Origin of the sequence: Clostridium thermosuccinogenes, assembly GCF_002896855.1 — a bacterium.
Lineage (GTDB): Bacteria > Bacillota > Clostridia > Acetivibrionales > DSM-5807 > Pseudoclostridium > Pseudoclostridium thermosuccinogenes.
In genome coordinates this window covers 3,616,661-3,639,372 of sequence record NZ_CP021850.1, presented here as the reverse complement: position 1 = coordinate 3,639,372, position 22,712 = coordinate 3,616,661, and the positions used below count along the sequence as shown (strand labels likewise).

Sequence of the window (22,712 nt, the reverse complement as noted above, 5' to 3'; positions counted from 1 at the left end):
GGTAGGGAGGGGTTTCAGGCTTTAGATTAAAAGCCTGATAACCCGTTAACTGCCTTGTTCCATTCGATGGTGCGGATCAAGCCTTCCCGGAAAGGCTTGAAGGGCGGTAGGGAAAATTCGGTGATCACTTTTGTAATATCGAGCTTAACCAGCTTAGGGGAAACCTTGACGTTCTGCAGGTTTTCCTTGTATGCGATCTCCTGGGACAGGGTGCTTCCGGTCAGCATACATATTTCTTCCGCCAGGGAACGAATGCTGATGCTGTCTTTTCCTCCCACGTTATATACAAAATCTTTCCCGTAGAGCATTATATAAAGCAGCATCAATACACAGTCGGCGATGTAGCAGAATGTTCTGATCTTGCTTCCGTCATCCAGCATGGTAATCTTTTTTTCATACAAGGCCTGCCGCAAAAAATGAGCAAGGACCCTTTCATCCTTCAATCCGATACCGGGTCCATAGGTCATAGAAATGCGGGCGATTTTTGCGTTGACCCCTTCAAAATTCCTATAGGCAAAGCACAAGGTTTCACCCATGCGCTTCGACTCGGAGTAGATTGCCCGAACATCCACAGGAGAACATAAGCCGGGGTAATCCTCCCCGGTGGGAACATGCTCCTCATCGGGATTGCCATATACTTCCGAAGAGCTTAAGAACAACAGGGTGGCACCATCGTTCTTTGCTTTTTTCAGCAGCCTTTCGGTTACTGTTGTATTCAGATGAATGGTTTCCATGTAGTTTTGAATAAATTTTTTCGGCTGGGCATAGGTGGCTCCATGAATGATATAATCAGCCTTCTCTTCGAAGCAATTGCAATCCGGGCGGATAAGGTCCGCCGAATAAAATGTATAACGATCCTTGAAAATGTCTTTAAGGTGGCTGCCGGGAGGGCTCTTGCTGACAGCGACAATGTTGATCCCGGCGTTTTTGATGATATTGGCAAGATGAAGCATATAAATAACATACGTACCAATAAGCCCGTTAGCTCCTGTAATATAAACAGTTTTACCCCTTAACGGGGTCAGATCGATTTTTTCAATGTACTCTAGGCAATCTTGCTCAATAAACCTATCCATAATCATCCTCTTTTCATTCTTTTACTAATTTTACTGCTTCGTTGAAAATATCCTCTGCAGTAGGATAATAAGCTTTTTCCAGCACATCACTGGTGGGCGTTGGAGTATCCGGACAGCATACCCGTTTGATAGGCTTTTTCAGCAGGTGGAATGCTTTTTCAGCCGCAACAGCAGCTATTTCCGAAGCTACGCTGCCAGTTTTGCATCCGGTGTCGGCAATCAGCAGCCTTCCGGTTTTTGCAACGGATTCCAACAGAATCTCCTCATCAAGGGGCTTCAATGTCCGGGGATCTACAACCTCAGCGGATATGCCTGATTCCTGGAGCTTTTCAGCAGCCTTCAATGCCTCCACAAGCATATAGGACACGGCAACAATGGTGATATCTTCTCCCTTCCGACGGATCACACCCTTGCCGATGGGAATGGAATAGAGCTCTTCGGGAACATGTCCCGTTGTTTTATGCAGCCATCGATGCTCCACAAACAGAACCGGACTGTTGTCGATAATGGAGGATACCATCAGTCCTTTGGCATCGTAGGGGGTGGCAGGGGCAACGATTTTCAAACCGGGGACATTCATGAGCATACCTTGGATACACTGGGAATGCTGTGCTCCGGATCCCCATCCCCTGGCGCTGATAGTTCTTACTACCATGGGAACCTTTACCTTTCCTCCGAACATATAACACCATTTGGATGCGTGATTCACCAATTGATCCAGGGAAAGCAGCAGGAAATCCATTCTCGCATGAATGAATATAGGCCTCAAGCCTGCCATGGCAGCACCGGCAGCTATCCCTGTCAATGAATTTTCCGATATAGGAGTATCGAATACCCTGTTTTCACCATACTTCTCCTTCAACCCCTTGGTGGTTCCAAAAACGCCGGCAACATCGTCCACACCTTCACCCATGATGAACACTTTCGGATCCCTTGCCAGCGATTGGTCAAAAGCCTCATGCAGCGCTTCCCTATAGGTGAGCACGCGATCACCCGTAGAATCGCCTTTTATGAAAAAGTTATCCAGTTTTTCTACTTGAACTGTCGTCCACGGCATATAAATTTCCTCCTTTCCAATAGACAGTGCACATTATTCTCATCCCTCGATATCCTGCTCTTACTCCTCATTTCTAGTCTGCATATACGAAATTCAGCAGTTCATCGGGGGAGGGCTTTGGAGAGTTCTGCGCAAAACAGAATGCTTCTTCTATCAAATCATATATTTCCTGATCGATGTTTTTAATGAGCTCGTCAGTCAAAACTCCCATATTTTTAAGGTATTCCGTGAAGCGTTTTATCGGGCATTTGGAAATCCAGTAGTCGTATTCCTCTTTCGGCCTGTAGCCTTCTCCTACATCGTCCACCGTTCCGATATGCCCTTTCCACCTGTAGGTCAGGCATTCAATCAGGGTGGGACCTTCACCGTTTCGGCATCGGGAAATGGCTTTTTCAGCATAATCGGAAACTTCCAATACATCGTTTCCGTCAATCTGATAGCCAGGCATTCCATAATTTTGCGCCCATTTGTAAATATTGTCCCCGACCTGCCGTGCCAGCTGGTGGGAGTTGATGGCATAAAAATTGTTTTCACACACATATACTACAGGCAGCTTTTTCAGCGCAGCAAAGTTCAGGCTTTCGTGAAATGTACCTTCATCAACGGCACCGTCACCAAAAAAGACAACAGTTACCCTGTCGTTGTTGAGAAGCTTGGATGCCAGAGCCGTACCGGTGCCCAACGGAATACTGCCGCCAACAATAGCGGAAGACCCGAGTATACCCACATCCGGGTCAACAAGATGCATTGACCCGCCTCTTCCATAAGCGCATCCTGTTTTCCTCAGATATAATTCTGCGATCATTTTTTTGATATCTCCGCCTTTTGCGATATATTGGGAATGGCTTCTGTGGGTACCGAAAATGTAATCATCTTTTCTTAAGTGTATGCAAACACCCGCTGCGACTGCTTCCTGTCCTATGGATAGATGGATGGGCGTTTTGATTTCATCATACTTGTATTCATCATTGATCCTCTGTTCAATCAAGCGGATAAGCCGCATGGTTCTGTACATTTCGATCAATTTACTTTTTTCCATATATACTTCCTCCTTTCAGTCAATATAAAAGCTTGATCCTTTCCTTCTCCCAATTCTTTAACTCATAAATGCCTAATGACACATTGGAATATCCGTTGCCTATAAAGAAGTCACATTTTGCAGCAAGCCATGCGTCCCTGATTATTTCAAAACCCTTCAGCTTGTTATCCGGATATTCCTGGAAGTGCACACCCTGACCGTTCCTGGGGACCCTTCTGCAATTGGTATGGATTATGAGATGTCCATACCTTTTCTTGTACTCTTCCAGTATTTCAATGCAGTCGGTCATCAAAAATATCCGTATACCCGGATTTGCCTGAAGGACCTTATCTATTTCCTTTGGATACTGCTCATTTAACTCATGCAGATGCTGTACCTCCACGATTTTATCGCTGCTTCTGATATGCACTGCCAACAAAGGGGTACCCTTCATATTCTCATTGTAAAAATCATCGATAAATGCTTGGACTTCTTCTTTTAGGCGGATGTATTTGCATATCAGGTGGTAAAATAAATCCCTTCGCTTTAGCCCGAAGAGCGGATGCCATTCCGGTATCAAAGGGATGATTTTTCCCATGTCGATATAAATATCCCGGACACAGACATCCGCTTCACATTCCTCCAAAGGGTTCATTGTCAAATGTTCGTCATTTTCGGAAAATCCCGATACGGGCATGAGGATATTTCCACTGTTCCACCTTTGCGGGTGAAAAGAAAACTCCTTCTTTGCCAGATCCTGCACGCTATAGCTGGATATTGGCTCAAAAAACTGTTCAAAGGCGTTAGAATCATCGGATGAGGCATATAAGCTGCCTTTACCCCAGTAAACCACAGGAATCCTCTGCATGATTTCCGCAGCAAGCAGCTGGGTTAGAACATGGTGCATCTCGTTCCATAATCCTGCACCGATTTCTCTTATTAATAAGAATTTTGTTCTGCTCATTCGATCTCCCCCATGTATGCTTTGGTCCTCAGAGGAGATCCTCATGGCCCTGCTGCTTTAATTTATCCACTAGAATTTTAATCTTCTGGGATTTATCCCTGGGGCAAACCAGCACTTCGTCTTTTGTGCCGGCAATAATCAAGTTATCGATGTCTATTGTGCAAATGGCGATATCTTTCGCGTAAATTATGGAGTTGGCTGTATTAATTCCGATATGGCGTCCCTTTACCCGATTGCCTTCGGAATCCGCTTCCAGAGTTTTTGCCAAAGCATCGATGCTGCCGATATCATCCCAATCAAAGGATGCCCTTACGGCATACAGGGATTGGGCACATTTTTCAAGAACTCCGTTGTCAAAGGAGATGCTTTGGATATCGTGGTAGGCTTTCTCAAAGAGGGCGGATGCTTGGTTTTCATCTTTATCCAATGCTTCCGAGAGCTTATGGTAATGCTCGGGAATGTGTTCCTTTATATTCCGTATAATGGCATACATTGTGCCCACCACAATCCCACAGTTCCATAAGTAATCTTCGGAGCGAACAAGCTCTTGGGCAACTTCCAGGGGCGGTTTCTCAATAAAATTCAGAACTCGTGATGTTTTGACACCGGCATCAGTTACGGGTTCAACATGTATATAACCATATCCGTCTGCAGGATAGGCAGGTTTGACTCCGATTACAACAAGACCGTTGGTCCGTTCGGCGGTGTCGAATGCTAACTGCAAAGCTTCTGCATATCCTTCCGTATCCTTTACATATCCATCGGCCGGTACAAAGCATAGAACCCCTTCCTTGCACTTTTTCTGCAACAAAAGTGTTGCAAAAGCAATGCATGCGGCAGTGTTTTTCCTCTCCGGTTCCGACAGGACATTATCTTCCGGAATGTATCCGCTCACTGCCTTTTTTGTAATATCCGCCAATAGCCGGCTTGTTACAATATAGCATTGCTCCGGTTGAACAACCTTGCATAGCCGTTTAATGGTTTGAACCAGCATGGAACTGTCATCCTCTACGAGAATAAACTGTTTCGGACTGGCTTCCTTTGAAAGGGGCCAAAGCCTTGTTCCCGAACCACCTGCCATGAGCACTGCATATTTTTGCATATTTTTGCACTCCTTCATCATACATTCTTCAATAAGTATTAATTGTTAAGTGTGCCAATACAGGACCATCCTGAGACAACGACTTTAGTTTATATTATGTAAATAAGTTCGATAAGGTTCCTATGGAGCGCTCATATAAGCGGTAAAATCCGAAGGATACGATGATTGAGCCTCAAAATTATCTCTGAAACGGTTGATGTTTATATCAAAATCCCAAGGAAAACAGCGTCTGGACTCAGAAGACATTTGCCTGTAGAGCAAAATGGAGCAGTCCATGCCGGCTCACATTGTCTGGCGGGACAAAGAGTTGATAAAAAATCAAGTAAACATTTGTATATGTGTTATATTGATTGGAAGGCAATAGCGCTATAAAATGTATATTATGATACAAGATGATACAAGGATTTTCCAGCGTAGAGAAGCAGCACAGACAAGATAGGCAAGCTGGAATGCATATTTTAAATTTCCGGGCATCTCAGGAACAAGCATGTAGTTGGCCGGGCTTGCAATTATAATAAATGATTGAACAGGGAAGACACATGAAGGAGTGGATGCCTTACATAAAGAAAGGGGTAGGGGAGGGCTGATTATGAAAATATTGGCCTCGATGGTAGCATGTTTGATTTGCATTATGATTCTCTTTGCAGGGTGTAATAAAAAAGAAAATATAAACTCTTCCTTGGAGTTTTCTTTCGATAGTGAAGGCAATTATGAAGGCTTTAACGATATGCCGTCGGACTATACGCCTGAAATGGCACAAAAAGACGGATATTTTGTTAAGGGATATTATAATTTTGTTGCCAACGAGAGTTTATGGGATCAATTCTTAACGGATTCTTCCCGGGGGAACGATGTATCGATACGAATTGTGAAATTCTATGCCAGTGATGAGTTAAGCTATTTTTCTACGGATTTGTTCTATAGGGATGGTTACTACTATATATTTGAGTCCAGTGCGGAAAGCTTGGAAAAAAACCCTATGAACACCTCTTAAAACTGGAAGGAAGCTTGGAAAGCCCATTGGAGGATAGTGGTGTATTTATCCTGACCAATGATGATACTCTTACATTTGATACGGTGGTATCCAAAATGATTTCAAGCAGTTTCCAATATATTCAAAGCATACCGGAGTTCAGGATTATAATGTTTTTTTAGCTTATTTTTCCGAAACTTATGCTGAAATTTTTAAGGAAGGATTTGGATTAAGCATAGTGTTGGGCTCAATATTTTGCGTCATAGGATTGATACTCATAAACAAGTGATTTATAAATTGAGGTTCAACGCTGAAGTAATCGGAAATAATCAGTTAAAAATATTGATTAAGGGTGAGCCTGATGCATAAAAAGAGAGGTTATTCAATCATATCTATACTGATACTCATGATATCAACTGCCTTTTTAGTTACTTCCTGTTCACGGTCAGACGAGGTCACTTTGGATAAAGATCAGAATGTTTCTACTGTGACTCAAAATGAAGAAACTGCTCAAAAGGAAGAAACTACTCTAAAGGAAGAAGATGGAGAAATCAATACTCCTTATGATTTTGGCTTACTTTATACTTACAGGAATACTTCTCTAAGTGATTCGAACAAAATGCAGGAGTTGGTTGGTCAATTACAATATGCTAAAGAACTGCCAGTATTCCGAATTGAGTCTATAACTGAAAATAAAGATAGCTTAAGGATTGATTATCAAATGAATCTTACAGCAGGTCAGCAGTATAAAGTTAATCACACGAAAAAGATGGCAGACGCTGTGATACTTTTTGCTCTGTTGGATAATCTTAATGCCGTGGAGATTAATCTGGTTCAGGCGGATTACTGTTACGGTGGGGTTCCAATTACCAGAGAACAGGCGGAACAGGTCCTAAATATGGATATAAACTCTTTGGGGAAAACTGAAGAAGTTTTTTTATCGGATATGTCAAAGATAATTGCTGACCTGCAATGGGACCCGGATGTAATGGATATCATTACTTATGAGCATATTATGGGTCTTGACGAATAGATCGTGTTTTAACAGTAATCGGACGTAAGGTTTTATTTCAAAGGGGATAAAAATATGGAGTTGTGAATAGCTCAAACTTATTTTTATCATAAAAAATCATTTCAGAGTGATTTGCATGCAATTCCAAAGTTTTCTACCTGATTTGCAGGCCTGTTCAAAAATTGCGAAATAGCAGAACAACACAATTGTATATTTTGAATTTGGCATTATATTTTTTGAAACTTATGTTGAAATTTGACGTATAATATATGTGAGTCGGACAGGCAAATTATAGGAAGGAGTGTTTGTATGGAAATTATCGATAATATGCGAAAAAAAGTCAGAGATGCCACATTGTCGGCATTAAAAGCATCCAGTGACCTCATTGAGATTTCAAAAATCAACATGGCAATAAATTCGGAAGAACAGAAAATTAAATCCCTTATGTTTGAAATGGGCAGGGAAGTTTATGAAAGCTACAAACAGGGAGAAGCCGTGGATGCAGAGCTGGCTGAAATGTGCGAGGAGATAGCCCGGGCAGAGATGGATATTGAGGACATGAAGCTGAAAATACTGGAAATTAAAAACCTGAAAAGATGCAGCGGCTGTTCTGCAGAAATAGACGAGGATTACGCATACTGCCCGAAATGCGGTAAAAAAGTGGAAACTGAAAAAGTCAACAGGGATGAAGAAGAGGAAGAATCCGAAACGGCATCGGAATATGAAGATGAAGATGATGCCGAGGATGAGATGGATAACGATACCGAAGAAGATGATGAATAATAAAAGAGGAGTGATTCCACTCCTCTTTTATTTATGTGATTGCCTTGTATTATTTAGTTGCCAATACTTTCTTAAGCTTAGCAAACCTTGGCACTCCATCCTCCATAGGAGGTCTGGATTCGCCTTGGATCAGAGGCAGGGCGTATTTGATAAAATCTTCTGTAAGCCCGGTTCCATCTTTTTTGATCCATTCCAGAGGCACTTTCTTCTCTGTATTTGCAACATCGGTGAGGTTTACAAGCTTAATGTTGCATTTGTATTCAGGACCTTCAGCTCTTTCAAAAGCTACCATGTAGTCTGTCTTGCCTTCTACTGCATACCTAACTGCCATCTGACCTGCCAGGTAAGCTTCATTAACGTCGGTCAGTGAGCCGAGGTGGGCAGCACATCTCTGAAGAAGGCTGAATTCGATGGCACGAACCTTTGCACCGGTCTTTTCCTTCAGAATGTTGGCCAGTGTTGAAGCCAGGCCGCCAAGCTGAGCATGACCGAAAGCATCTTTTGTTTTTGCCAGATCCGAACCGTATTCGGATATGTATTTGCCATTCTTATCCTTGATGCCCTCTGAAACTGCAACTATTACATTGCCATTTTTCTTATAAAGGGCTGAAGCATCCTCGATAAACTTGTCCATATCAAAAGGTACTTCAGGCAGGTAGATGAGGTCAGGACCTGCACCCTTGTATGCAGCTATTGCTGATGCGGCAGTGAGCCATCCTGCGTTTCTTCCCATTATTTCAAGAACTATTATCATGCCTTTATCATAAACTCTGGCATCGTGATATACTTCCATTGTAGAAGTTGCTACATACTTGGCTGCGCTACCATAGCCGGGGCAGTGGTCAGTTCCCCACAGGTCGTTATCTATGGTCTTGGGAACTCCCATTACCCTGCATTCATAGCCAACCTTCTGCATGTACTTGCTAACCTTGTTGCAGGTATCCATTGAGTCATTTCCGCCGTTATAGAAGAAATAGCGGATGTTGTATTTCTTGAATACTTCAAGAAGCCTCTTGTAATCAGTTTCATCTTCGTCGGCATTCTTAAGCTTATAACGAACAGAACCCAGAGCAGAGGATGGAGTTGTTTTCAACAAATCCAATTCATAGGGATCTTCCTTGCTCATATCATAAAAGTTCTCTTCCAGAATACCTCTTATTCCGTGAGCGGCTCCGTATACATGAGTGATGCAGTCTTGCTTTAATGCTTCCTGTATAACACCTGCAGCGCTGGCGTTTATCACGGAAGTCGGTCCTCCGGATTGACCGAAAATACAAGCGCCTTTTAATTCAGCCATTTCTAAATCCTCCTTAAGAAAATTTATTATATAGTAGGAAATAATATCTCCTTACATCAATAAAGCCTTCATCAGACCTTTTAGAAGACTTTATTATATACTGTGCAATATGTAAGTGTTTTATCAACACAATCACAATAAAATATAACATAATGAATTCTAAAAAGCAATTCTGTATTTCACTGCTTCGTATAAAAAATTCCGAGACTGGAAATATAAATATGGTAGCACTTTTGAAGTATAATGGCATTGTGCTGGTAATTTAAACCTTGATTTTAGAATTAAATCTGATAAAATTATAATGATAAAATCTTCACAAGGTGCTGTTTTTCACATTCTATCACGTTGTTAAATACATATGCTGAAAGAATGGTGCCATAGAGGTTATAACTACAAATTTATAAAGGAGTGGATATTATGCCAATAGTTACAACAAAAGAAATGTTCAAAAAGGCTTATGAAGGCGGCTATGCCATTGGTGCATTCAACGTTAACAACATGGAAATAATCCAAGGTATCACAGAAGCTGCCAAAGAAGTTAATGCCCCACTGATTCTTCAGGTATCTGCAGGAGCAAGAAAGTATGCCAATCATACATACTTGATGAAACTTATAGAGGCTGCTGAGATTGAAACCGGCCTTCCGATAGCTGTTCATCTCGACCACGGTGATAGTTTTGAACTGTGCAAATCATGTATAGACGGTGGCTTTACATCGGTTATGATCGATGGTTCCCATCTTCCTTTTGAAGAGAATATCAAATTAACCAAGCAGGTTGTAGACTATGCCCATGAAAAGGGTGTTGTTGTTGAGGGTGAGCTTGGAAGACTGGCAGGTATCGAGGATGCTGTAAATGTGTCCGAAAAAGATGCAGCATTCACAGATCCGGATCAGGTTGAGGAGTTCGTTGCAAAGACAGGAGTTGACTCCCTGGCAATTGCTATAGGAACCAGCCATGGCGCATACAAATTCAAGGGTGAGGCTAAGCTGAGATTTGATATCCTGGAAGAAGTTCAGAAGAGACTTCCTGGTTTCCCGATAGTTCTCCACGGAGCATCATCGGTTATTCCTGAATTTGTTGAAATGATAAACAAATACGGCGGAGATATGCCCGGTGCAAAAGGAGTTCCTGAGGATATGTTGAGAAAAGCTGCTTCAATGGCAGTATGTAAGATAAACATTGACTCAGACTTAAGGCTTGCAATGACCGGTACTATCAGGAAGTATTTTGCTGAGAATCCGTCCCACTTTGACCCAAGACAGTATCTCGGACCTGCAAGATTGGCAATAAAAGAGCTTGTTAAGAAGAAGATAGTCAATGTATTGGGCTGCGACGGAAAAGCCTAATAGGATTAATTAAAGAAGAGACAACAAGTTAAATCTTTAATAGTTTAAAGGATTTAAAGGGTGCGGAATGGATATGAGTTCCGCACCTTTTTAATTATTGCTCTTTTCAGAATTCCGTTTCTGTAGTTTATGCAATGCCGTATGTGCTTTGAATCCTTTCGTAAAAGCAATTATCCGTCTCAATTAGCTGAATTCAAACCAGTTTTTAATGATCAGCAATTTGCATATCCACCGGTTATTGTTCTACATCTTTTGACTGCAATGGAAAGGTCACCTGCCAGTTGCCTTCGGTATAAAGACCGCTGGTGTAGAAAGAGCCATATAGAGCATAGTTGGATATCTCATCCTGCGGTATGTCGAAGATGTATTCATCATAGACTATCTTGGTATCTTCGTTTCCCGGCTCCCCGTATTCAACAAATCCGACGGAGTAATCATACAATATTTTATTTCCGTCTTTATCTTTCAGATAGAAATATCCATGGCTATCGTTTTTACTACGGTCAGCAGTCGCAAATTGAATATGGAGCATGCCGTCGACATAACCAATACCTGTAATATCAAAGCCGTCAGCGGGAGAATATATAGTGTCTGACGGGACAATGACGGTTGCCGTTCTGTCCACTATGGATTTATCAATCGGCAAATATTTGTCAACATTTGGTCCGCTTACGCCGTATATTTTTGTCTCTTTTGTTTTTGGAGATTTCCCTACAGAGGATAAGTCAATCTTTATCGGCACATCCTCATAGGCACGCTTGCCGCTTATAAAGCAGCCAACCGAAAAGGTCAGCTTGCTTCCTTCAATACGACGGTTTCCCCATTGGGTTATCCTGATTAGAAAAGTGGCGGTTCTGGTTTTCTCATCATAGCCTACCAGATCACAAGTAGCACTGCTGTCGAAGGGGAGGTGTATAGAGTAGCTGTCATATAAATCGGTGGTTTCGTCAACTCGGTTGCCTGTCAGATCCTGAAGTGTGATATAAACCTCTGCCGTATCCTCATGTATATAGGTAGAGACTACTTCCATCCGTATCCCGTTATCTTCGCAGGATTTTTGCACAGGCATGAAAAATTGAGCTGTTGACGGCGACACCATATACATAAGCTCATATATAACCGGTACATTGGCTGCTATGGCAGGCATAACTGCAAAGGTGAATACCAGTATAACTGCAGCTGCTGTTGCACACTTGAAAAACAACCGTATCCCTTTGGATTGCTTTGCTTTAGGCAGCCAGGTTCTATATGGTTCATTTCCATTTAATTTTGTGTCGTATAATTCGGCCTTGGACTTTTTGCTTCCGGCCTGTTGGTTAATCCTTTCGATGGTTTTGCTGATGAGGGATTCATCGGGCACAATCTGCTCATACATGGATTTATATCTATCTTCAAACATCAAAATTCTCCTTTCAGCATTTTGCCAATCTGAGCTCTTGCTCTTGTAAGCTGCGTTCTCACCGTAGATTGCTTGACTTTCAGGATATGGCTTATTTGCTCTACGGCATAGCCTTCATAGTAAAAAAGATGTATTACTGCGCGATATTTGGGAGATAGCTTTCTTAAGGCATCAGCCAGTATGTTTTCCTCCGGCATGGAAAAAGTAAAACTTTCATTTAAGGCTGTGGTTTTCCTGTTCCATGCCGATGACCAGTGCTTTTTTGAGCAGTTGATGGTCACGCGGATAAGCCAGGCCTTTTGATGCTCCTCGCTTTCAAATTTCTGAGGATTTTTGAAATAGCGTAAAAAGACCTCCTGAAATATGTCGTCGGCATCATTTTTGTTATGTACCTGTGAAAATGCTAGCTTATAAACCATGTCGGCATATTTTTTGACTATTGCTTCAGCATCCGCCACTGTGCACTGTGACTGAGTTTCCATTACGTGAAGCCTCCTTTCACTATCAATACCCCGCACGTGTGCAAAAAGCTACAAAGAATTTTGTATATTATATCATTTTTTCTTTTTACCGAAGGAATCTATCTTTTGGATAAGCAGCAGTTTAAGCTAAAATTTTACCAACATGTGGTAATTGCAGCACAGATAACACCACTGCTGTCTTGAATGCAATTTACACGAGGGTATAATTCAAACACCGAAAGTTAATAATATCAAGCGAGGTGTTTTTAAATGTCAAAAAAAGTAGGCATACCTAAGGCTTTGTTTTATTACCAATACATACCGTTGTGGAGAACCTTTTTTGAAGAATTGGGAGCAGAAATAGTAGTATCGGACTATACCTCAAAACGTATCCTTGACGATGGCGTCAAATCCTGCGTTGACGAGGCATGCCTTCCAATAAAGCTTTTTCATGGGCATGTGCTCAATCTAAAAGACCGAGTGGATTATTTATTTATACCACGTTTTACCAGCGTATCAAAAAATGAATATATCTGCCCTAAATTCGGAGGGCTGCCCGACATGGTAAGGCATACATTTAAAGGGCTTCCTGAAATTATTGACACGGAAATAAATCTCAGAAAATCTGCCAAGAATGCTTTAGAAGCGGCTTTGGACATAGGCAGCAGATTTACAGGAAGCAGGATGGCCATAAAGCGAGCCTTCCACAAGGCACAAAAGGATTATCTCAGATTCAGGCAGATGTTGAAAGAAGGCAAACTTCCGGAAGATTTCTGCGGAAGGGAAAAGCAAAGACCGTTGGTCAGACAGGCCGGAAATAGAATGCTAAATATAGCCGTTATCGGGCATGTATACAATCTTTATGACAGCTATATAAATATGGAGCTTCTTGATAAGCTGAGGAACAACGGTGTGAATATCATTACGATAGACATGATAGATGAGGAAATCATAAACGAAAAATGCAGCACTCTTCCAAAAAGAATGTTCTGGAATTTCGGAAGAAAAGCCATAGGAAGCGTCATGCATATCCTGGACAGGGATGATATCGACGGTGTGATTTACCTGATGTCCTTTGGCTGCGGGATAGACTCCTTTATTTGTGATCTGGCCGAAAGGAAGGTCAGACGGGAAAGCAACATTCCCTTCATAGTACTGACGATTGATGAACACTCCGGGGAGGCCGGAATGAATACCAGGATTGAGGCATTTTTAGATATGATCAGATGGAGGCATAAGGATGAAAATAACATTTCCGCATATGGGTAACACATATATTACTGCAAAAGCGATGCTGGATGACCTGGGGCTGGATTATGTGATACCTCCCAGCAACAGCAGGATGACCCTTGAGCTTGGAACAAAATATGCTCCGGAGCTGGCATGCCTGCCCCTGAAAATCAACATTGGCAACTATCTGCAAGCCTATGAGCAGGGAGCTGACACGATAATAATAACCGGTGGATGCGGTCCATGCCGTTTTGGATACTACTGCGAAATGCACCGGGAAATCCTTAAGGATCTGGGATGTGATATGGAAATAATAACGCTGGAATGGCCGGATAAAGGGCTCCCGGAATTTCTGCGGAGAATTAAAAAGCTGGCCGGAAGCATAAATCCTTTGAAGCTGGCAAAAGTCATAAAGAATGTCACCCAGGTTGCATTGCAGGTAGATGAGCTGGAGAGGCTTACCTTCAGAACAAGGCCAAGGGAGATGGAGAAAGGCTCCACCGACAAGATTTATAAAGCTTTTCATAAAAAAGTTTTGGAGGCTAGCGGCTCCCGGGAAATCAAACAGGTCATAAGGGAAACTGCAAAGCAGCTCTCGAGTATTGCTTTGGATGAGGAGAAAAAGCCGCTTAAGGTTGGAATAGTGGGTGAAATATACACGACGATAGATTCCCATACCAATTTTGAGATTGAAGCACTGCTAGGAAACATGGGGATAGAAGTGCATCGCGCAGTTACGGTGAGCGGCTGGATTGTGGAGCATATGCTGAAAAAGGCATTGAATATCCCCAGGGACATGCGGTATGCAGAGGCAGCAAAGCCCTATCTGGGCAAAATGATAGGAGGACATGCACAGGAAACCATAGGGAACACGGTATTGTATGCCAGACAAGGCTTTGATGGGGTAATACAGATATATCCCCTCACATGCATGCCTGAGATTGTGGCGGAGAGCATACTTCCGGCAATCGAGCGGGACTACGGAATACCGATATTGACGCTGATAATAGATGAAATGACAGGTGAAGCAGGATATCTTACAAGAGTCGAAGCTTTTGCAGACCTGCTGAAAAGAAGAAGGGAGAGACCATCAATTGGAAAAGACTGGGCATTATCTGGGAGTTGATGTGGGATCAGTCAGCACAAATTTGGTTGTAATAGATGAGGATGAGAATATTGTTGAAAAGCTTTACTTAAGGACCGGAGGACAGCCTATAAATGCGCTGGGAAACGGTATGAGGACACTGGCAAGGGATTTGGGAGACAAGGTGAACATCAGGGGTGTTGGAACAACAGGCAGTGGAAGGCAACTGGCCAGTGTAATAATTGGCGCGGATATAGTAAAAAATGAGATAACATCCCATGCTGTAGCAGCTCAGAAGCTGGTACCCGGAGTAAAGACGATTTTGGAGATAGGAGGTCAGGATTCCAAGATAATCATCCTAAAAAATGGGATTGTGCATGATTTCGCGATGAACACCGTATGCGCTGCGGGCACGGGTTCTTTTTTGGACAGGCAGGCATCCAGGCTGAACATACCTATAGAAGAGTTTGGAGGATATGCCCTCCGTTCCCGATCACCGGTAAGAATTGCCGGACGCTGCGCTGTGTTCGCCGAATCGGACATGATCCACAAACAGCAGACAGGGCACAGTGTGGAGGATATAATCTGCGGGCTTTGTGAAGCTTTGGTAAGAAACTATCTCAATAATCTGGCAAAAGGTAAAACAATAGAAGAGCCTGTGGTTTTTCAGGGCGGCGTGGCTGCTAATGTAGGTATTGTGGCTGCCTTTGAGAAGGCCTTGGGCAAAAAACTCACCATACCGCAATATTATGACGTCATGGGAGCTTACGGAGCAGCTCTGCTGGCAAAGGAAAAAATAAAATCCACAGGGCAGAAGACGGCGTTTTATGGATTTAAAGCCGCGGAGAGCGAGTATAAGGCAAGGAGCATCGAATGTGAAGGATGTTCCAACATATGCGAGGTTATCGAAATCACCTCAAACGGGAAAACCATTGCCCGATGGGGCGATCGCTGCGGTAAATGGACAAACCAGCTGGCAATGAACACAGGAACATGAATGATATTATGAAGAAATCCGGCTTTTTCCCCGATGAGCCGTTGGGCGGGTCAGAAGTTTTTACATAGCAGGCGGCTCCGGGGAAGTTTTTATGCCGATTCACGCCTTTGATGGAGCAGCAATGCGTCATTCAACCATGCATTAAAAATTTGATAAATAAAATTTGAAATTTTACTTGACATCTGTATTTTTATGGTTATAATATAAATTGTAATGATTACAACTTAGATATAATTATAAAATAGTAATGATTACAGAAGTGAGACGCTGCAAGTTTCTGCTACGTTAACCTGAAAAGGATGTGAAGCAATTGAAAGCAAATTTGAATGAATTAACCGAGAAACTGAAAAGCAAGAATATCCGCCTTTCCCATCAAAGGCTCAAGGTGTTGGAGTATGTAGCCGAGCACAGGACACATCCTACCGTGGATCAGGTTTACAGCGATCTTCACCGGGAGATTCCCACCTTGTCGAAAACGACAGTGTACAATACATTAAACGCATTGATGGATGCCGGATTGGTGAAAGTCATAACCATAGAAGACAATGAAACCCGTTATGACATAGTTACTGAAAACCACGGACATTTTAAGTGCCAGAACTGTGGAAGGATATATGATTTTAAGATAGACATAGATTCCTTTGAGGCACAGGATCTGAAGGATTTCAAAATCCTTGACAAGGATGTGTATTTTAAAGGCATTTGTCCGCACTGCATTAATAATTGATGTAAATATTGCAGCCGTCAGGTTGCTGAAATTATAAAAAATTGAAAAATGGAGGAGATAAACATGTCAGAAAACAAAACTCTTAAGAATTTATTGAGCGCATTTGCCGGTGAATCCCAGGCAAACAGAAAGTACGCAGCTTATGCCAAGAAGGCTGAGGCGGAAGGAAAAATTAACGCAGCTAAGCTTTTTAAAGCAGCTTCCGATGCAGAAGCATTGCATGCTCAAAAGCACCTGGAGGTAGCAGGTAAAATACTGTCCACCGCAGAAAATCTGCAGGATGCAGTAAATGGCGAGACCTATGAATTTGACAGCATGTATCCGGAATTCCTGAAGCTTGCTGAAGAGGAAGGAAACAAAGATGCCATCAGAACCTTCACTTTAGCCATGGAAGCAGAAAAAGTACATGCAAAGCTCTATAAAGAAGCTTTGGAAAAGATTGATGAAACGGAAGAAGTATTCTACTATCTTTGCCCTGTATGTGGAAACATTGAGAAGAGTGTTCCTGAAAAATGCAGCATTTGCGGCGTACCAGGATCAAAGTTTATTAAATATTAAAATCATTGCTCACGGCAAAGAGAGCGGACATATAACTTTGTCGGCAATTTACATCGATAGAGGATTGAACACCGGAAAAGAGGTTCAATCCTTTTATTATGCAATTAATACTTTTATTATGTAATTAATTGAATAAAATATGAAAACGTCTGTTTACTTCCGTACCGCAAGCTGGTAGAATTATTGCAAAAGGCGAATAAAGTTTAACTTAATGCCTGAATAGCAAAGAGCAGCAATAAAAAATTTACAATCCGGCAACAGGGAGAAAGCAATTGCCCTTCTGCCGGCATAATGATAATATGGGTTATTTAAACGGTACATTTTAACAATACACAAAGAGGATTGGGTTATGGAGTATAAATATTGCAGCAATGATAACTTTGAAGATTTCGCCTGCGGCAGGGTAATATATAACAAAGCAGGCATGCCTAATTTTCCGGTAAGGTTATCTCAGGAAATATTTGGGCGTTGCTTAAGCTATCTGAAAAATGAAAAGGACATCTGCATATACGACCCCTGCTGCGGGAGCGGATACATGCTTACCGTGCTGGGACTTTTAAACATGGATTCCATTAATAAAATCATTGGTTCTGATATTGATATTGAAGCTGTGACCATGGCAAAGCAAAATCTATCCCTGCTTACGGAAGAGGGGATGAAGGCCAGGATACAGCAGTTGGAAGATCTATATGGCCGGTTTCATAAGGCGTCCCATGAGGCAGCAATCCAAAGCGCAAACCATATTATGAACATGCTGCGGGAACATCCGGATAAACCGACCACCTTTGTTTTTCAGGCTGATGTGCTTTCGGAGGATGTTTTGAAAGACCGGAATTTCAAAGCGGATATTGTGATGACTGATGTTCCGTATGGAAACCTGGCTTCCTGGCAGGGATCGGAGGATGATATAATGGGTATGCTTCTGGAAAACCTGATACCCGTCTTGAAACCGGATTCGGTGGTGGCAATATGCTCCGACAAAAAGCAAAAAATTAAAAACGATAAATATCAAAGGCTGGAAAAGCACCAAATAGGAAAAAGGAAGTTCGAAATACTGGCATTAAAAAACGAATAAATGCTGGTCATATATGAAGAAAGCTTATGGAGGTGTAGGAATGAAAAGTATAAAACCTGGCCGGGGACCTTCCGGCATGGCCTTTATCGGGTCCATCATATCGGTGGTCTTTGGAATCTTCTGGACGATAATAGCCTTTAGCATGACTGCGGATGCTCCCTTTGGGGTAGTTGGGATGATTTTCCCACTGTTCGGCATACTGTTTATCGTTTATGGAATAGCTCATGCGGCATATAATTACAAAAATGCGACGGGCAAGGACCGCTTTTCGATATTTGATATAACCGATTCCACGGAGGAGGGCGATCTTGCCGACAGGTGGATAAGGAATGAAGGGAAAGAAGATAAAAACCGGCAGGAATTTTCGGGAGCCGGGATAAAATACTGCCCATATTGCGGAGCATCGCAAAAGAGCGACTATAAGTATTGCCCCGAATGCGGCAGAGCTTTGAAATAAGCGAATACGGTGTCTTAGAGCGGCAAGCAGGCATGAATATTTGTTTACACCAAAAACAGATTGTGATATAATGAGCAAAGTTTGAAGCTCATAATTTATTGCATTTATCAAACCGGTGGATATTCACACGGTTAAACAATGGTGGTGTTTATGCGTTCATTTGGATATACAATAGGCACTCTTTTAAAGAGGCCGTTTATAATAGTGTATTTTAGCCTTGTTGCTCTTGCAATCTGCACGTTTAATTTATATTTTCCGGTGCTGGATGTGATTGTAAATCTGGGGACTTTTAACAGCAACGATGTTTTGTCCAGCATCGTTTATCTGATGCAGTTGGTCCTAAAGCTGATATTGACTCCCCAGGGGATTTTGGCGCTGTTGGCTTTTATAGCCGTAGCCTCATTGCTTATTTCGTTCTTGTTTTCGGGATGGCTGTATCTCATAAACAATACCCTGGATCATAAGAAAAAGGTAAAAGCTGAACTGTTGATAGGCATTGGAAAATACTTTAAGAGGATGTTCCTTATCAGTTTGGTAAGCGTGACCCTTGGCGTAGTGTTTATCATCATATGCCTTGTGGCCTCAGTCCCTGCGTTTGTGATAACAAGAGCGGCTGTGGAAAGCAAACCGGAGCTTTTTGTGTCCGCTTTGATCATTGATCTGATAACGTTGGGTGTTCTGTTTTTTGCTGCCATGTTTTTCAGAATATATATTTCCTTTTGGTATATAGCAGCTTTAAACCACGAAAAAAAATCCTTTTATGCAGGTAAGAAAAGGGCTGACAGCAAATTTTGGCTTATAGTCCGCAGTTTGCTGGTATTTGATATCATTTTTGTAGTTTTTCAGTCTGCCTTCATGTACGCCGACAGGCTTATGGGAGACGATATTGTATTATTTATCGGGAAATGGATTTTCAGCACCATCTTTCCCACGTTATTGATAATATACATGTTTGTATTGTTCAAGAAATCGCCGGACGGTGGAGAAAAATAGCATACCACCGCCTCCGGCTGTTTTATTTTGCAAAGACATGCTTTCCGATAGTAACTACAATCTGCCGGCTCCATACCCATTTGCTGGTTGCTGTAGCCGGGTTCCAGTAATATATGCATCCATATGTAGGATCCCAGCCATTAAGCGCATCTCTGGCCGCCTTATAGGATTCTGCATCCGGCTCCAGGTTTATCTGCCCGTCTTTTACTGCGTCAAAAGCACCAGGCTGATATATGACTCCGGCCACCGTTTTTGGAAAACTGCTGTGCCTTGTCCTGTTCAAAACTACCGCTCCCACAGCTACCTTGCCGGTATAGGGTTCTCCCCGGGCTTCACCGTGAATAATGCGAGCCAAAAGGTTAAGGTCTTTATTGGCGCTGTAATTGCTTGCCTGATTGGTAGAAAGACCTAAAGCAGCCAGGGTTTGCGGACCGGCTATGCCGTCGACCTTCAATCCGTTTTTGCTCTGAAATTGCCTTACAGCCTGGTAGGTTTGATAGCCGTATATACCGTCTACATTGCCCTTATAATATCCCCATTTTTTCAACCGTGTCTGTATGTCTATGACTTCCTGTCCCCGGGAGCCGTAATAGGACAGTGCCGGCTTTGCCTTGTTGTATTCATAAGCAGAGTATATTTCGTTGCCATATATCATTAATGAACACAGTATGGCAGTTATAATAATTGGTGTAATATATAACAGCAGCTTCTTACGCAAGATGATTCCCCTTCTTTTGTAAAAATTATGTGAAACAGTCTAAAAATATTTTCTGTAATTTGGAGTGAAATATTCATATCTGAGACATGTCATCAAGCTGAAGGAAAATCCGCAAAAAAAAGAAGCCGTGTACCAGCTTCCGTTGGTTGTTTTCCATGTCTTAAAACAAGAATATGTAAAGCAGCAGTATGAGCAAAAATTCATCCTTAAGACCGTTATCAATCAGGAGGAAAATGAGCACTATCAGTATGATATCGTCAGGATGAATACGGCCTTTTAAAACATCAAAAAAAGACTGTTTTTTGGGGTACTTGCGACTGGAAGGCGCTTCGCTGGGGACATTTGCATCAGCTTCTGCGGACACCTCTGCATCAATTTCATTGGGCATGGGTATCCTGAAATCTTTTTGAAAAGCATCCCCATCATTGATTTTTTCTTCATCGTTCATTATATCTTTCTCACTACTGCCCAGGCTGCTTTTCGGATAAGCAGGCATGTAGCTGTTAAAGCCCTGGTTATAGTACCTTCGGTTAAACATGGGTGCACGGTACCTATGTGATGGCATTGCTAATCCCTCCTGAGGCTGTATTCTATGGATTACTCGGTCCTGCCGCAATAACGGCAGGCGTTTTATTTCGGTTTTCCGGTATCATTTTCTTCCAAAAGCTTCACCAGGCTTGCCATCTGAAGTATCTTTATGCAGTCGGCGACCCTTTTTTGCCTTTTCTCATTCATAAAAGGGCGTATTGAAGCGAGAAGGTTGATTCTCGGGTCATTATTGGTATTCAGTTTATCTATAGCCTTTCTTATTTTCCGAACCATGTCCAGGTTATCGTCCGGTTCAACTTTTTCCAACTTGTCTTCCTTTGGCACAGGAGGCGCTTCGACTGCTTTTGCCTGTGTATTGTCCTTTGCCTGGTTTGAAGCTGAGGCAAGCAGGCTTAGCAATCCCTTGATGTTGTCAGGAAGAGTATCCTGCCCCAGAATATCAGTAATCTGTTTTAATTTGTTGTTGATATCTTCACTCATCAACTACTCCTCCAGAAGAAAATAGACCATGTTATATGCAATTGCATATTCGACGGCTATTTTATAATCTCTTTAATTTTAGCTACAATTTCGTCCCCGTGCTCACCGATGATCTGAGCAAGTTTATTCAAATCAGCATTGCTTATTTTGCTTTTCAGCTCATTCTTATCAATATTGAATTCTTTAAGCTTTGACTCATCAAATTCATTTATTTTTGAAAGCAGCTCATTTTTATCAACCTTGTTTATTTTTCTTGCCAGTTCTTCGGTGTTGCCTTTTTTTAGCATATCAATGGCTGCATTGAGCTTTGCCTGTATCATTTTTTCGTCTACCTTGCTAAATATCTCGGAGAGCTTTTTATTAAAAATATCGTTCATGTAACCAATCCTTTCCAATTTTTATAATGGGCCCGGTATAAAGCTTGCTATTCCTTATAACCAACGGCACAAATCTCATCGGCAACACCTCTTACCCCTATAATTTTAAGTATGCTATTTATATAATATGAAATGAGATTAAAATATAGACTGTATTTCCGTAGTTATCAAGGCAGATATATATCATGTCTTTCCTACGTACTACAGTCTATGGATGTTATATAAGAATGAGTTTTGCATGAGTATGCTGCCGGTGCCTGGAGTTTAATATGGATCCCGGATTATTCCGGATCGTAAGCGTAGCTTCTGTTGAAGAACAAAAGCAGGAATACAATTATGAAGAATAATATCTCGTTATCGTCAAAAATTCCTTTTTTCTCAAAATCTCTATCGTAGTGATTCCCGTTAAATAAAAGCAAGAACAGAATTATAAAGAATAGGATTTCGTCGCCATCCCCCTTGAAAATGTTACCAAAAAACCCCATAGAACTACCTCCATTTTTATTTCTATATTTATTCTATGAGAGAAATCAAAAAGTGTTACAATTTAAGCTTGTATTATTTTTTTATAGCTTGATATCACTTGTAAAACAGGAGCAGGAACACTAGTATGAAAAACAGAATCGTGCTGTCGCCTTCATCACAGTTGTCTCCGTAGTTTTCCGTCCTACCGGTAAAAAAGCTGTCGTCATAGAATAAAAGAAGGAAAATAATTATGAAGAACAGTATGCTGGAATCCCCCTTTTTGTTGCCCCTGCGTGCCATCCTTTCTTCCCTCCTTTTCTAGGAAAATGCTTTATGCATTCAACTGTAACTTTACTGATTTAATGTTTTTGTCTTTCATAAACATAATACTCATAAAGCTGTTTACCTGTTACAATCTTTGCTGCTTTGGGTTAATTCTATATTGCTGCACTGGCAAGCGATAGTTTTGAGGCTCCCTCGAAGCTATGGAAAAATAGTGCAGGACTTAATTGG

26 protein-coding genes are annotated in these 22,712 nt (G+C 41.9%); 12 read left to right on the top strand and 14 right to left on the bottom strand.

Going from position 1 to position 22,712, the window contains the following annotated elements; all coding sequences use genetic code 11:
- Positions 1 to 26: 26 nt before the first annotated feature.
- From CDO33_RS16035 to CDO33_RS16015, 5 genes are all read right to left on the bottom strand, one after another.
- On the bottom strand, positions 27 to 1,076 hold the full coding sequence (locus CDO33_RS16035) for an NAD-dependent epimerase/dehydratase family protein (RefSeq protein WP_103082307.1): 1,050 nt from the start codon (positions 1,074 to 1,076) through the stop codon (positions 27 to 29).
- A 13-nt stretch (positions 1,077 to 1,089) separates the two neighbouring features.
- Positions 1,090 to 2,133: an alpha-ketoacid dehydrogenase subunit beta gene (locus CDO33_RS16030; protein WP_103082306.1), complete on the bottom strand. Its 1,044-nt coding sequence runs from the start codon at positions 2,131 to 2,133 to the stop codon at positions 1,090 to 1,092.
- Positions 2,134 to 2,206: 73 nt separating this feature from the next.
- Complete coding sequence (locus CDO33_RS16025) at positions 2,207 to 3,172, bottom strand: thiamine pyrophosphate-dependent dehydrogenase E1 component subunit alpha (protein ID WP_103082305.1); 966 nt, start codon at positions 3,170 to 3,172, stop codon at positions 2,207 to 2,209.
- A gap of 19 nt (positions 3,173 to 3,191) precedes the next feature.
- A complete protein-coding gene (locus CDO33_RS16020) occupies positions 3,192 to 4,115 on the bottom strand; it encodes an O-fucosyltransferase family protein (RefSeq protein WP_103082304.1) in 924 nt (307 codons plus the stop codon).
- Positions 4,116 to 4,143: 28 nt separating this feature from the next.
- Positions 4,144 to 5,217 (bottom strand): mannose-1-phosphate guanylyltransferase, encoded by a 1,074-nt coding sequence (locus tag CDO33_RS16015; RefSeq protein ID WP_103082303.1) that lies wholly within the window; start codon positions 5,215 to 5,217, stop codon positions 4,144 to 4,146.
- Between the two features lie 589 nt (positions 5,218 to 5,806).
- Between CDO33_RS16015 and CDO33_RS16010 the strand changes: the two genes are divergently transcribed.
- From CDO33_RS16010 to CDO33_RS16000, 3 genes are all read left to right on the top strand, one after another.
- A complete protein-coding gene (locus CDO33_RS16010) occupies positions 5,807 to 6,211 on the top strand; it encodes a hypothetical protein (protein WP_242973932.1) in 405 nt (134 codons plus the stop codon).
- 439 nt (positions 6,212 to 6,650) lie between these two features.
- Positions 6,651 to 7,223 carry a DUF4825 domain-containing protein gene (locus CDO33_RS16005; RefSeq protein WP_161496559.1) on the top strand — a complete coding sequence of 191 codons (573 nt, stop codon included), beginning with the start codon at positions 6,651 to 6,653 and terminating at the stop codon, positions 7,221 to 7,223.
- Positions 7,224 to 7,511: 288 nt separating this feature from the next.
- Positions 7,512 to 7,985, top strand: coding sequence for a zinc ribbon domain-containing protein (locus CDO33_RS16000; protein ID WP_103082301.1), 474 nt, complete (start codon positions 7,512 to 7,514; stop codon positions 7,983 to 7,985).
- 49 nt (positions 7,986 to 8,034) lie between these two features.
- On the opposite strand, the gene CDO33_RS15995 is transcribed toward CDO33_RS16000, so the two are convergent.
- Complete coding sequence (locus CDO33_RS15995; protein WP_103082300.1) at positions 8,035 to 9,282, bottom strand: 6-phosphofructokinase; 1,248 nt, start codon at positions 9,280 to 9,282, stop codon at positions 8,035 to 8,037.
- A gap of 417 nt (positions 9,283 to 9,699) precedes the next feature.
- Here CDO33_RS15995 and fba point away from each other — a divergent pair, with 417 nt between their 5' ends.
- Positions 9,700 to 10,629 (top strand): class II fructose-1,6-bisphosphate aldolase, encoded by a 930-nt coding sequence (gene fba, locus CDO33_RS15990; RefSeq protein ID WP_103082299.1) that lies wholly within the window; start codon positions 9,700 to 9,702, stop codon positions 10,627 to 10,629.
- 235 nt (positions 10,630 to 10,864) lie between these two features.
- Here the strand turns inward: fba and CDO33_RS15985 are convergent, their stop codons facing one another.
- The gene (locus CDO33_RS15985; protein ID WP_103082298.1) at positions 10,865 to 12,028 is read right to left on the bottom strand and encodes a DUF4179 domain-containing protein; all 1,164 of its coding nucleotides are present in this window, start codon (positions 12,026 to 12,028) and stop codon (positions 10,865 to 10,867) included.
- The gene (locus CDO33_RS15980) at positions 12,028 to 12,510 is read right to left on the bottom strand and encodes an RNA polymerase sigma factor (protein WP_103082297.1); all 483 of its coding nucleotides are present in this window, start codon (positions 12,508 to 12,510) and stop codon (positions 12,028 to 12,030) included. Before CDO33_RS15980 ends, CDO33_RS15985 begins: the two co-directional genes overlap by 1 nt.
- Positions 12,511 to 12,759: 249 nt before the next feature.
- On the opposite strand from CDO33_RS15980, the gene CDO33_RS15975 reads away from it, so the two are divergent.
- The 8 genes from CDO33_RS15975 to CDO33_RS15940 all read left to right on the top strand — a co-directional run bounded on the left by CDO33_RS15975 (position 12,760) and on the right by CDO33_RS15940 (position 19,610).
- Positions 12,760 to 13,758 (top strand): acyl-CoA dehydratase activase-related protein, encoded by a 999-nt coding sequence (locus tag CDO33_RS15975; RefSeq protein ID WP_103082296.1) that lies wholly within the window; start codon positions 12,760 to 12,762, stop codon positions 13,756 to 13,758.
- Positions 13,730 to 14,845: an acyl-CoA dehydratase activase-related protein gene (locus tag CDO33_RS15970; RefSeq protein WP_103082295.1), complete on the top strand. Its 1,116-nt coding sequence runs from the start codon at positions 13,730 to 13,732 to the stop codon at positions 14,843 to 14,845. Before CDO33_RS15975 ends, CDO33_RS15970 begins: the two co-directional genes overlap by 29 nt.
- A complete protein-coding gene (locus CDO33_RS15965; RefSeq protein ID WP_103082294.1) occupies positions 14,814 to 15,800 on the top strand; it encodes an acyl-CoA dehydratase activase in 987 nt (328 codons plus the stop codon). The genes CDO33_RS15970 and CDO33_RS15965 overlap by 32 nt, the downstream gene beginning before the upstream one ends.
- Positions 15,801 to 16,110: 310 nt before the next feature.
- Positions 16,111 to 16,527 carry a Fur family transcriptional regulator gene (locus tag CDO33_RS15960; protein WP_103082293.1) on the top strand — a complete coding sequence of 139 codons (417 nt, stop codon included), beginning with the start codon at positions 16,111 to 16,113 and terminating at the stop codon, positions 16,525 to 16,527.
- 63 nt (positions 16,528 to 16,590) lie between these two features.
- Positions 16,591 to 17,085, top strand: coding sequence for a rubrerythrin family protein (locus tag CDO33_RS15955; RefSeq protein WP_103082292.1), 495 nt, complete (start codon positions 16,591 to 16,593; stop codon positions 17,083 to 17,085).
- 349 nt (positions 17,086 to 17,434) lie between these two features.
- The gene (locus CDO33_RS15950; protein ID WP_103082291.1) at positions 17,435 to 18,160 is read left to right on the top strand and encodes a hypothetical protein; all 726 of its coding nucleotides are present in this window, start codon (positions 17,435 to 17,437) and stop codon (positions 18,158 to 18,160) included.
- 40 nt (positions 18,161 to 18,200) lie between these two features.
- Positions 18,201 to 18,617 (top strand): zinc-ribbon domain-containing protein, encoded by a 417-nt coding sequence (locus CDO33_RS15945; RefSeq protein ID WP_103082290.1) that lies wholly within the window; start codon positions 18,201 to 18,203, stop codon positions 18,615 to 18,617.
- 150 nt (positions 18,618 to 18,767) lie between these two features.
- Positions 18,768 to 19,610, top strand: a complete 843-nt coding sequence (locus tag CDO33_RS15940; RefSeq protein WP_103082289.1) for a hypothetical protein — start codon at positions 18,768 to 18,770, stop codon at positions 19,608 to 19,610.
- 22 nt (positions 19,611 to 19,632) lie between these two features.
- On the opposite strand, the gene sleB is transcribed toward CDO33_RS15940, so the two are convergent.
- The 6 genes from sleB to CDO33_RS15910 form a co-directional block, all read right to left on the bottom strand.
- Positions 19,633 to 20,328, bottom strand: a complete 696-nt coding sequence (gene sleB / locus CDO33_RS15935; RefSeq protein WP_242973421.1) for a spore cortex-lytic enzyme — start codon at positions 20,326 to 20,328, stop codon at positions 19,633 to 19,635.
- A gap of 160 nt (positions 20,329 to 20,488) precedes the next feature.
- A complete protein-coding gene (locus tag CDO33_RS15930) occupies positions 20,489 to 20,893 on the bottom strand; it encodes a hypothetical protein (RefSeq protein WP_103082288.1) in 405 nt (134 codons plus the stop codon).
- 65 nt (positions 20,894 to 20,958) lie between these two features.
- Positions 20,959 to 21,357 (bottom strand): hypothetical protein, encoded by a 399-nt coding sequence (locus CDO33_RS15925; protein WP_103082287.1) that lies wholly within the window; start codon positions 21,355 to 21,357, stop codon positions 20,959 to 20,961.
- Between the two features lie 56 nt (positions 21,358 to 21,413).
- Positions 21,414 to 21,734, bottom strand: coding sequence for a membrane trafficking protein (locus CDO33_RS15920; RefSeq protein ID WP_103082286.1), 321 nt, complete (start codon positions 21,732 to 21,734; stop codon positions 21,414 to 21,416).
- Between the two features lie 281 nt (positions 21,735 to 22,015).
- Positions 22,016 to 22,219: a hypothetical protein gene (locus CDO33_RS15915; protein WP_103082285.1), complete on the bottom strand. Its 204-nt coding sequence runs from the start codon at positions 22,217 to 22,219 to the stop codon at positions 22,016 to 22,018.
- A gap of 94 nt (positions 22,220 to 22,313) precedes the next feature.
- Positions 22,314 to 22,499, bottom strand: coding sequence for a hypothetical protein (locus tag CDO33_RS15910; RefSeq protein ID WP_103082284.1), 186 nt, complete (start codon positions 22,497 to 22,499; stop codon positions 22,314 to 22,316).
- Between the last annotated feature and the right edge of the window lie 213 nt (positions 22,500 to 22,712).